Genomic DNA, 11,015 nt, shown 5'->3' with positions numbered 1-11,015 from the left:
ATGACTGCCATCCAAACTGAAACTGCCGCCGTTTCCCCCACTGAGACGACTGTGGAGCACGTGCTCACCCTCGACTGCCCTGAGGGTCCCGGAATTGTCCACGCGGTGTCCGGCTTCCTGCTGGAACACGGCTGCGACATCATCGACAACAAACAGTTCGGCGATCGAGCCGAACGCCACTTCTTCATGCGGGTGCACTTCGCGTCCGACGCCGGCATCTCCACCGTTGATGAGCTGCGGGCCGCTTTCTCTCCAGTAGGCGAGAAGTACGGCATGAACTGGCAACTGGAGCGCCAGGGGTACAAGCGCCGTGTGCTGATCATGGTCTCGAAGTTCGGGCACTGCCTGAACGACTTGCTGTTCCGCGCACGGATCGGTGAGCTGCCCATTGACGTGGTGGGCGTCGTGTCCAACCACACCGACCATCAGGGTTTGGCAGAGTGGCACGGGATTCCGTTCTTCCACGTTCCTGTCACGGCTGCCACCAAGCCTGCAGCCGAGGGTCGCTTGCTGGACATCATTGATGAGTTGGACGTTGAGCTCATTGTCCTTGCCCGCTACATGCAGGTACTCAGCGACGACCTCGCCCGCAAGCTCGACGGCCGGGCGATCAACATCCACCACTCGTTCCTGCCGAGCTTCAAGGGTGCCAAGCCCTACCACCAGGCCTACGCGCGTGGTGTGAAAACTGTGGGTGCCACTGCCCACTACGTGAATGGCGAGTTGGACGAAGGACCAATCATCGCCCAGCAGGTAGTGGAGGTGGACCACACGTTCGGACCGGACGATCTCGTAGCCGCCGGTCGGGACACAGAATGCAAGGCCCTCAGCAACGCCGTTCGCTGGCACTGCGAGGGGCGGATCATCCTGAATGGGACCAGGACGATCGTGTTGAAGTAGGCCTTGACTACCCGATTCGACGGTTTGCTGCGCGTTAGACGGTTTGAGCCGTCGAGTGGGCAGCGAGCCGTCGAATTGGCGGTTAAAGGCCGCTACAAGCGGGCAAGCTTCGTTGCCAGATGCAAGGCCACGAGCCGGCCAGTCCCCCGTGGATCTCCCCCGCACAGGTCAAAAATCCGCTGCAGCCTGTGATGCATGGACTGCCGCTCCAGGTGCAGCCCACGTGCCGCTTGGGCCGTGTTGCATCCCGAATCCAACCAGACGGTCAGCGTGCGCAACAGTTCGGACTTTTTCAGGCGGTCATGCTCGAGGACGGCGCCCAACTGCCGCTGGACGAACCCTTCGCGCGCGGCCGGGTCCAGGGACTCTTCGGCAAGGAGCTCCACCGCCAAGGTGTCAGCATCCACCACACCCCCGGTGCCCGAATCCAGGTCAAGCGTCCGCCGCGCCTCAGCCAGGGACCATGGCGCATCATCAATGCCGACACCCAACGGCCCGACAGCCACCGCAGAGCCGGCCGGCACCTCCAAGCGACGCAACGCATCCAACAGCGAACGCCGGGTGGCAGCCCCATCGCCCAAGGCGGCGAGCGCGATCAGTTCAGCATTGCCCGCATAGCTTGCGCTGTGCGGAACACACTCGCGAAGCAGGGCATCCACGGCCGGGCGCAAGTGCCCTGCGCCTGTTGATCGAATCACGACGGCGGCTACCGCGCCGCCCGTAGGGAAGCCCGACGCAGGTCCGAGCTGCTGAAGCTGCCAACGCTGACTCCCCGAATTGATGGCACGCATGAGCTCGATTCCCGCCAGCTCCTTCAACCCCGGCGGCATGCGTTGCATCAACGCCAATCCGAGGATGTCCACGGAACGCTCCCCGGCCACGCGCGCCAGGCCACCGTCGCCGCCGTCGGGCATGACCAACTCAAGGCGGGCCGCAAGGACTCCCCGCACCGGAACGTCCACCACGGTGACGCTCCCGCCGTCGTCCATTCCAGAAATGCCGCCGGCGGCGCCGAGGATGAGGCCCGACGGCGAGACCAGCCGCGCGCTGGCACCTGTCCTTTCGGACAGGACAGCCAGGAGCTGGTCGAGTCCGCCGCCATGGGCAAGTTCGGCGGCCATGGCATGGCTGGCTTGGTCGGCATGTTGGAGGTGCTCCACGGATTCGCTGACCAGCAGGGAATTGATCTCCTGCATTACACCGACGAACGGGACTACCTGGCGCAGTTCGATCACCGGCAATCCGGCAGCCTCGGCCACCTCCAGCATGATGGCCGGCACCTCGGGAAGCGCCGGACCGGTCTCCAGCGCCAGCGCCGCGATCCCCCGGGCAGCCAGCTCGCGGACGTAGTTGGCCTGCCGTTCCGCGGTCACGCCGGCGAGCGCCTGCCCACCGCTGAGCAGCAGTTCGCCGCCACTGAGGAGCGGGGCGATGTCCAGCACTTCGCTTGAGTGCACCCAACGGACCGGCCGGGAGAGCGCGTCCGGCACGTCGTTGAGGACCCGGGGGTCCGCAGATTTCAGGCTTTGGTACTCCAGAGCTGCACCCAGCACAATGGACATGACACTCCGTACGGTCATTGGTGGCTTGTTTAGACACATAGTATCTTGTTGCTGTGATCTGGGGCACATACGCTGAAAGGGTCCCTTTCACAAACGGAGGCTCTCCCCATGCAAGACAACCTCTCCCCTTCGCCTTCAAGCCCAGCACAGTCAGGTCCGGCAACGGCGCCGGCCCACGACAGTGAAGCCTGGCTCCAACCCATCCCCGAGGCAGACCGTACGCGCAAGGTTTCCGGACAGTTCTGGATCTGGGCAGGCGCAAACCTCGCCCCTATTAACTGGGTGCTGGGTGCACTCGGAATCCACCTCGGCCTCGGCTTCGCGGACACCGTCATTGTCCTGGTCCTTGGAAACCTGATCGGCATGCTGCTCTTCGGCTGCTTCGTCCTCCTCGGCCAGAAAACCGGCGCTACGGGAATGGTGCTGGCCCGCGCAGCCTTCGGCCGCCGCGGCAACTACCTCCCCGCCGCCATCCAGGCCCTTTTGGTGATCGGCTGGTGCGCCGTCAATACCTGGATCATCCTGGACCTGGTGATGGCATTGTTCGGCACCCTTGGGTGGGTAGATCCCGAGGCCAAGAACTACGCCTGGAAGATCGGCGTCGCCACCGCCATCATGGCAGCCCAGGTGGCCATCGCCTGGTTCGGTTACAAGGCCATCGCAGCTTTTGAAAAGTGGACCGTCCCGCCCACCATCATCATCCTGGCTGTCATGTCATGCGTGGCGTGGTTCGGCATGAAGATCGACTGGGGGTACGCAGGTCCCGCCGGTAACATCCTGGAAGGATCCGAGCGGATCGCCGCCATGAGTGCAGTGATGACAGCAATCGGCATCGGCTGGGGCATCACGTGGTTCACTTACGCCGCCGACTACTCCCGCTTCGTCAGCACTTCGGTTCCCAAGCGCAGGGTTTACCTCGCCTCTGTTCTCGGCCAGTTCATCCCCGTGGTGTGGCTTGGCGTCCTCGGTGCCAGCCTTGCCACCAACAGCGGCGAGATCGATCCCGGTAAGTTGATCGTCCAGAATTTCGGCGTCCTTGCCCTCCCGGTCCTCCTCATGGTCCTCCACGGCCCCATCGCCACCAACATCCTCAACATCTACACCTTCTCCGTGGCCACGCAGGCCCTGGACATCAAGATCAGCCGCCGCAAACTGAACCTCTTCGTCGGCGTCTTCTCGCTCATCGCCGTCGTGTTCTTCATCTTCCAAGAGGACTTCGCGGCAGTGCTCGATGCCTGGCTGATCGGCCTGGTTGCCTGGGTGGCCGCCTGGGGCGGAGTCATGCTGGTGCACTACTTCTGGCTGGAAAAGCGCTGGCCTGCCAAGGTTGACCGCCTGTTCGACGCCGTGGGAACGCACCGCTTGCCCGTCATCAACTGGGCCGGAATCCTATCCCTGCTGATCGGCATCTTCTCCACCTGGCTGTTCATGTATGGCCTGGTTCCCGCTATGCAGGGCCCCATCGCCGTGGCATTGGGCGGGTGGGATCTCTCCTGGCTGGCTGGGGGACTCACCAGCGCGGCAGCCTATGCAATCCTCGGGCCACGGGCCCACAAGAAGTTCATCCTCGCGGACTCGAACCATGTGTCGGCAACACAGCCGGTACCGGCCGCTCCGGCAGTTCCCGAAAGGACCACAGCATGAACCAGCCCGCTTTCGCTGATTCACTCCACCCGATCACGTGGCCCGAGGGCTACCGGGCCGCAGCGTCCTTCACGTTCGACGTCGATGCCGAGTCCTGCACCATCGCCCATGACCCTTCCAGCACGCGGCGCATGTCCCTTATGAGCCACCAGTCGTACGGCCCCAAGATCGCCGTGCCGCGTTTGCTCCAGATCCTGGACCGCCAGGACATCAAGGCTTCCTTTTTCATTCCGGGTTTCACAGCCGAGAGCTACCCTGACGTGGTCCGCAGGATCGCCGACGGTGGGCACGAGATCGCCCACCACGGCTACCTCCACGAGCCCATGCAGGGCATCGACGCCGCTACCGAGGCCAGTTATCTGGACCGCGGCCTGGAGGCCCTCGCAAACGTTGCCGGCATCAGGCCCGTGGGTTACCGGGCACCTTGGTGGGAGCTGAACTGGCAGTCACCTGCCCTATTGGCGGACCGCGGCTTCCTCTACGATTCGAGCCTGCTCGACGGCGATGCCCCCTACCGCATGGCCGTCGCCGAGGGCGACTCCAGGGACATCGTGGAGATCCCAGTGGACTGGGCACTGGACGACTGGGAGCAATATGGGTTCTACCCTGGCGTCACGGGGAGCGGGGTCATCGAGAGCCCGGCCAAGGCGCTCGAAATGTGGACCCTCGAGGCCCAGGCGCACCACGCCCAGGGAAGCTGCTTCGTCCTGACCAACCACCCGTTCATCTCCGGCCGGCCGTCCCGGGCTGTGGCTTTGGAACAGTTGATCGAGCGGGTTAAGGACCTGGATGGCATGTGGGTCACCACGTTGGCCAGGATCGCGCAACACACCAAGGACACCGTGCACGAAATCCACACCCACGCCCGAATCGACATCCCGCTGTTCCCGGGAGCCGGAGCAACCTTCCGCCCCGCACAGGTCAAGGCGCCCCTCCCCGCGCACCACTAATTCCACCGCCGAGATGGCAAAAGATGACAATCCTGGAGCTCGGGATTGTCATCTTTTGCCATCTCGGCGCGGTGTTTAAGGGCTTCAACCGTTCACGGCGTTGATCCACACTCCGATGATCCACGTACTTGCCGCGGAACACGCCAGCCCGAACTCCACCAAGATTCCGAGGCCGGTCGCCTTGAGCGCGGCGCCACTGGATTTCAAGGCAGCAGGGAAGTTGCGGGTGCGCTGGACTTCGCTGAGGAGAAGCCCGACGGCGAAGCCCACAAAGAGCCCCACCACGGGAATGACGAACATTCCCACGACGCCCAGCACCACGCCGATCAGCACCGACCGGTTGGGGATGCCATGCTGCTTCAGCTTGCGTCCGGTCAGCACCGCACTAGCGGCCATACCTGCCACCACAAACACCATTCCGACGGCGAAGATCACCCAACCGAGCGGACCGGCACCTCCCCAGATTGCCCATGCCAACAGGCTCGCGCCAATAAGGATGCTGCCCGGAAGCACGGGGATGATTGTTCCGGCCACACCGACCGCGATGGCCAGGCCGCAGAGGATGGTCACGATGAGTTCGGCGTTCATGCCCACAGTCTAGGTGTCGCCCGCCAATGAAGAGCGTCCAAGAGCTGTATGAACAACTAGCCAACCATGGTCCATGCCGGATTCTCGGCCGCGCAGAATCGCTTGGGAAACAGGAGATTAACAGGCATCGAACTTGTATAGACAAGTAGCATTTTTTGTTGTCTGGACCCCATCGAAGCGGCAGGGTTGAGGAGTCAGGCTGTCGGCAACACTCAGCCAACAGCTCCCACTCGGACCCGAACCTGGAGAAAACATTGGACAACGCACGTCCTTTTCGAACCGTCACGGCAACTGCCGCACTGACGCTCGCCGCCGCCGTCGTACTCCCGTCCGCTGCAGTAGCCGCGCCTCCGGCACCGGACGCGCCCAACACCCATTTCGCAAGCACCGCCAGCCGCCCGGCCCAGGCTCCGTACGCAGGGCTTCCCGATGGGACCAAGCGCAAGAAGACCCTGGTCATTGGTATCGACGGGGCAGCAATCGCCAAGTTCAACGCGGCCGGCGTGCCGAATATCCAAAGCGTGGTGGACTCCGGCATGACCGCCAGGAGCAACCTGTTCGCGAACCCGATGGCCCCCACGGTCTCCGGAGCGGGCTGGTCGAGCATCGCCACGGGAGTGTGGCCGGACAAGCACAACGTGGTGGACAACAACTTCACGGCACCCAACTACAGCCAGTACCCGGACTACCTGAGCCGCCTCGAAACGACCCAGCCTAAAGCCTCCACCCTGGTTGTGGGCACCTGGTCTCCCATCCCCCAAACGGTGTTCGGCGGAAAGGTTGACCTGAGGATCACAGGAGGAAACGACGCCGGCACCACGGCGAAGGCCGTGGATTACCTTGCCAACGGCAACCCGGACAGCACGTTCATCCACTTGGACGAGGTTGACGGCGCGGGCCACTCCTACGGCACCGAACGTGAGGAATACCTCGCAGCCCTGCGCAGGGTGGACGGCCAGATCGGCGAAGTCCTGAATGCTGTGAAGCACCGCCCCAGCTACAAGTCCGAGGATTGGCTGGTGGTTCTTACTGCCGACCACGGACACACACCCACAGGTGGCCACGGTGGCAGCACTCCCGCCGAGCGCCAGACGTTCGTCATCGCCCAAGGCAAGGGCATCCAGGCCGGTACCGTCCGCAACGACGTCAAGATCACAGACATCGCACCCACCGTGCTGAAGCACGAAGGAGTCAAAACCGACGCCGCCTGGAACCTCGACGGACAGCCCATCGCCGACATCAAAGCAGACGATTTCGATACCCTCCGGGACAGCCTGCGAACCCGCGCCGACGAAACCGCACCAGCCGCCGACGTGAAGGGGTGGACCACCACCGCGCCCGAAGGCTGGAGCATCGACAACTCCGCCATGCCGGCCGGCGGCGTGACCGAATGGCGCGGCTGGTCGTTCGCCACCGACGAGTTCTGGACAAACACCGACCGCAACCAGGGCCGCGAGACCTCCGTCCGCAACCGCAACGTCTTCGCTGTCGCCGACTCCGATGAGTGGGATGACAAGGCACACGGCGCCGGACAGTTCGACTCCACCCTCGTAAGCCCCGGCTTCAAGGTCAAGGGCGGCAAGACGGCAACACTGTCCTTCGCCTCGAACTACAGGATCGACGGACCCCAGAGCGGCGAAGTCTTTGTCAGCTACGACGGCGGAATCCCCCAACTGGTGAAGGCCTACACCGCAAATTTCAACGGCTTCGAATCCCTTGGTCTCGAGGTCCCCAAAGGTGCCAAGAAGGCCAAAATCAGCTTCCGGCATACCGGAACCAACAGCGCCTTCTGGACGGTGGACCAGGTGACGCTGGACCGCTAAGCCGTTAGGCGCCTTAACCAAAGAACGACGGCGACGCTCCCCAGCACGGGAGGCGTCGCCGTCGTCGGTCTTGCGTAAGTAGCTGCTACTCGGTGACTGCAGCAGCAACGGCCGCGGTGACGGCCGGTGCCACGCGGGCATCCAGCGGGCTCGGCACGATGTAGTCGGCGGAGAGGTCTTCCGCGGCGAGTTCAGCAATGGCGTTTGCGGCGGCGATCTTCATGGCGGGCGTGATGCGGCGGGCGCCGGCATCCAGTGCGCCACGGAAGATACCCGGGAAAGCCAGCACGTTGTTGATCTGGTTCGGGAAATCGCTGCGGCCGGTGGCAACAACGGCCGCGTACTTCTGGGCAACCTCGGGGAGAACTTCCGGGTCCGGGTTGGACAGGGCGAACACGATCGACTGATCGTTCATCAGCTTCAGGTGCTCTTCGTCCAGCTTGGAGGAGGAGACGCCTACGAACACATCGGCACCGGTCAGTCCCTCACCCGGACCGCCTGTGATGCCGCGCGGGTTGGTGCGGCGGGCCATGCGGGCCTTGACGCTGCCGGGATCGGCCACAAGGTCGGCGCGCTCAGCGTTGACTACGCCCTTGGAGTCGAGCAGGATGACGTCCTCGATGCCAACAGCAAGAAGAATCTCGGCAATGGCGATGCCTGCGGCACCTGCACCGGACACGACAACCTTGAGGCCGGCGAGTTCGCGCTGGGTCACCTTGGCTGCGTTTGTCAGGGCAGCGAGAACCACGACGGCGGTGCCGTGCTGGTCGTCATGCATGACGGGGCAATCGAGGGCTTCGATGAGGCGCTCTTCGAGTTCGAAGCAGCGGGGAGCCGAGATGTCCTCGAGGTTCACGGCGCCGAAGCTGGGGCGCAAGCGGACCAAGGTCTCGATGATCTCGTCCACGTTGGTGGTGTTGAGCACCAGCGGAATGGAGTCGAGGTCGCCGAAAGACTTGAACAGGGCGGACTTGCCTTCCATGACGGGAAGGGAAGCGCTCGGGCCGATGTTGCCGAGGCCAAGGACCGCGGTGCCGTCGCTGACCACGACAACCAGGCGCTCGGCCCAGGTGTGGGTGCGGGCAAGCTTGGGGTCGGCGTGGATTGCGCGGCTGACCTGCGCAACTCCGGGGGTGTAAGCGATGGAAAGGTCGCGCTTGTTATTCAGCGGGACGGTGCTGGAAATGGTCAGCTTGCCGCCTTCATGGGCTGCGAAGATCTCTTCTTCGGTCAGTACCAGGGCGTCGTTGTCTGTAGCAATTGTCTCGATGGACACGTCTTTGTCTCCTCAGGCTAGCCGTGGACCCACGGCACGATTCGGGCAGGAACAGAACTGCTGTAGCGGACCAAGGGTGGCTGGTCCGGCGTTGCTTCTGCAGATAGGGGCTGCTAGCCGCTTCGGTGTTTCCAGCCTAAGGAGGGGGCGAGGGTACAAGATTCAATACCAAGAGAGACGATTCGAGAGTAAAACGTTCAACCAGCGCTAAATGTGATCCACGTCATGCAAAAAACCGTGTTCTTACGGCTGCCTGGTCTAGACCAGTGGGCACATTACGTCATTCACCCGTGAGCAGGCTGCAGGCTTTCTTCAGGTCCTTCTCCGCCTCAAACAGCGACAACCGCCGGCAACGCACAGCCTGGACAAGACCACTGACCAAGTGCAGCAGGATCCTGGCCCTGACAGCGTCCTTGCCGGTGTCCTTGCTCAGCGAACCAACCACTTCCTCGGACAGCGCATCGATCTCCCGCAAAAGCTGCGCCGTGTCATCGTCCTTGCCTGCTGGCCGGATGAGGCAATGCTCCACGCCCGGCTGCATGACCCTCAGATGGAAGATCTCCATCATCAAACCCGCGAGCGCATGGCCCTTGCCTTCGCGACGACGAACACCGTCGCGGAGCTCCCGCAGCTGCTGCCTGTAAACGGCCAGCATGAGGTGGGCTGTGGAGGGAAAGTACCGGTACAGCGTGCCGAGCGGGATGTCTGCCCGGGCCGCGACGTCGGAAAGGCTCAAGGTATCGAACTGCCGCTGGGCAAAGCCGGCCGCCGTTTTCAGGATCCGGGCATAGCGCAGCTGCTGCCGCGGTGTCGTTGGTGCGGCAGCCATACGGGGCAACCCCGTGGTCAGGTCAAGGGAGTACGGTTCCAGTGAGTTTGATACGGGCATTTCCGGCGATCTCTTGGCAGGCTGACAAGGAAGCGGCCGGCTGGGGTGCAAGACCCGTGGCTGGCCGATCGCATCAATGATACGGGAGCTAAATGACCGTTTCCTGAGAGCTCGCCTGACATGGAAGCGCGCACGCCGCTCCCAGCCATTGGCGTTCCGCCCGCATACACTTCATGAAGGTTTGAGCTGCTGCTTGGGAGGAACACAATGGGGAGATTTCGACGCCGGATGGCAGCTACGCTGCTGACTGCCGCTGTGGCGGCCATGGCACTTAGTCCCCTGCCGGCGTCGGCCGCTACCAGCAGCGGGCCGGACCCCATACTCAGCGGTGAAGCGTTCGTCGGCCAGAAGCTGACAACAGAGATCGGCCCCTATACGTTCTATGGCTGCGGGGGCGGCAAAGGCCCCGACTTCACCATCTACTGGACCCGTGACGGATTCCTTGTCGCCGGTGAGACTGCGCGGACGTATGCCCTGCAGGCAGATGACACCGGAGCCCGCATGGCCGCGCATGTCACCGCGAGCAAGACGGCCTGTGGCGGCGAGTCGCTGCACAGCGACGAGACCAAGCCCGTGGGCGCCGCCAACCGGGCTGCCGGTTTCACCGGCAGGAGCTTCGAACTCCTGACGCGCGGCAACGACGGGGCGTTGCAGCTCTTCGGTCGCAAGGGCAATGTATGGGAAGCGGCCCGGACCGTGGGGTGGGGCTGGAACATCTTCAATCTGACGCTTTCACCCGGGGACTTCAACGGCGACGGCAAAGGCGATGTGATCGCGAGGGACGCCGCCGGAACCCTGTATCTCTACGCAGGGGACGGAACGGGCGGCTGGAAACCGGCGCAGACCATCGGCAAGGCGTGGAACATCTTCGACGCGATCGTCAGCCCCGGAGATTTCAACGGCGACGGCCACAATGACATCCTCGCCCGCGAACCGGGCGGCGCCCTCTACCTGTACCCGGGCAACGGCTCCGGAGGCTGGTTGGCGAGAACCGCCGTCGGACAGGGCTGGCAGGTGATGGACGCGCTGCTGACGCCGGGGGACTTCAACGGTGACGGCAATGTGGACGTGCTCGCGCGGGACCGCAGCGGCTACCTGTACTTCTATGGCGGCAATGGGGCCGGCGGCTGGACGAGGTCCTGGCTGATAGGCGTCGGTTGGAACGCGCTGAAGGCTGCGGGCGCGGCTGGCGACTTTGACAATGACGGCTTCAACGACGTTTACGGCGTCGATCAGCAGGGCCGTCTGGTGATCTATTACGGCAACGGCCGCGCCGGTTGGCGCGGGTCTGACATCGCCGGTAATGGTTGGGGCGGTTTCACAGCGATCTTCTAGAGAAATCCCAGTCGCGGTAGAATTAGCCGCATAAAGTCTGGGGAGGAC

General features: G+C 63.5%; 9 protein-coding genes. 5 read left to right on the top strand and 4 right to left on the bottom strand.

Features of this window, described 5'->3' with window-relative positions; genetic code table 11:
- Positions 1–900, top strand: a complete 900-nt coding sequence (gene purU / locus GVL04_RS21285) for a formyltetrahydrofolate deformylase (protein WP_159708240.1) — start codon at positions 1–3, stop codon at positions 898–900.
- Positions 901–992: 92 nt separating this feature from the next.
- Here purU and GVL04_RS21280 read toward each other — a convergent pair whose 3' ends face one another.
- A complete protein-coding gene (locus GVL04_RS21280; protein ID WP_159708322.1) occupies positions 993–2,462 on the bottom strand; it encodes a PucR family transcriptional regulator in 1,470 nt (489 codons plus the stop codon).
- A 108-nt stretch (positions 2,463–2,570) separates the two neighbouring features.
- Here GVL04_RS21280 and GVL04_RS21275 point away from each other — a divergent pair, with 108 nt between their 5' ends.
- Positions 2,571–4,106, top strand: coding sequence for a cytosine permease (locus GVL04_RS21275; RefSeq protein ID WP_159708238.1), 1,536 nt, complete (start codon positions 2,571–2,573; stop codon positions 4,104–4,106).
- Positions 4,103–5,056 carry a polysaccharide deacetylase gene (locus GVL04_RS21270; RefSeq protein ID WP_159708236.1) on the top strand — a complete coding sequence of 318 codons (954 nt, stop codon included), beginning with the start codon at positions 4,103–4,105 and terminating at the stop codon, positions 5,054–5,056. Before GVL04_RS21275 ends, GVL04_RS21270 begins: the two co-directional genes overlap by 4 nt.
- An 84-nt stretch (positions 5,057–5,140) precedes the next feature.
- On the opposite strand, the gene GVL04_RS21265 is transcribed toward GVL04_RS21270, so the two are convergent.
- Positions 5,141–5,644 (bottom strand): DUF456 domain-containing protein, encoded by a 504-nt coding sequence (locus tag GVL04_RS21265; protein WP_159708234.1) that lies wholly within the window; start codon positions 5,642–5,644, stop codon positions 5,141–5,143.
- 254 nt (positions 5,645–5,898) lie between these two features.
- Here GVL04_RS21265 and GVL04_RS21260 point away from each other — a divergent pair, with 254 nt between their 5' ends.
- On the top strand, positions 5,899–7,467 hold the full coding sequence (locus GVL04_RS21260) for an alkaline phosphatase family protein (protein WP_235036386.1): 1,569 nt from the start codon (positions 5,899–5,901) through the stop codon (positions 7,465–7,467).
- A gap of 85 nt (positions 7,468–7,552) precedes the next feature.
- Here the strand turns inward: GVL04_RS21260 and GVL04_RS21255 are convergent, their stop codons facing one another.
- Together GVL04_RS21255 and GVL04_RS21250 are read right to left on the bottom strand one after the other, a co-directional pair.
- Positions 7,553–8,743 carry an NADP-dependent malic enzyme gene (locus GVL04_RS21255; RefSeq protein WP_159708232.1) on the bottom strand — a complete coding sequence of 397 codons (1,191 nt, stop codon included), beginning with the start codon at positions 8,741–8,743 and terminating at the stop codon, positions 7,553–7,555.
- Positions 8,744–9,023: 280 nt separating this feature from the next.
- Positions 9,024–9,632, bottom strand: a complete 609-nt coding sequence (locus tag GVL04_RS21250; protein WP_159708230.1) for a TetR/AcrR family transcriptional regulator — start codon at positions 9,630–9,632, stop codon at positions 9,024–9,026.
- Positions 9,633–9,839: 207 nt separating this feature from the next.
- On the opposite strand from GVL04_RS21250, the gene GVL04_RS21245 reads away from it, so the two are divergent.
- On the top strand, positions 9,840–10,967 hold the full coding sequence (locus GVL04_RS21245; protein WP_159708228.1) for a VCBS repeat-containing protein: 1,128 nt from the start codon (positions 9,840–9,842) through the stop codon (positions 10,965–10,967).
- The last annotated feature ends 48 nt before the right edge of the window (positions 10,968–11,015 follow it).

The organism is Arthrobacter sp. 18067, from assembly GCF_902706295.1.
GTDB lineage: Bacteria > Actinomycetota > Actinomycetes > Actinomycetales > Micrococcaceae > Arthrobacter.
This window is presented reverse-complemented; position numbering and strand designations above follow the sequence as displayed.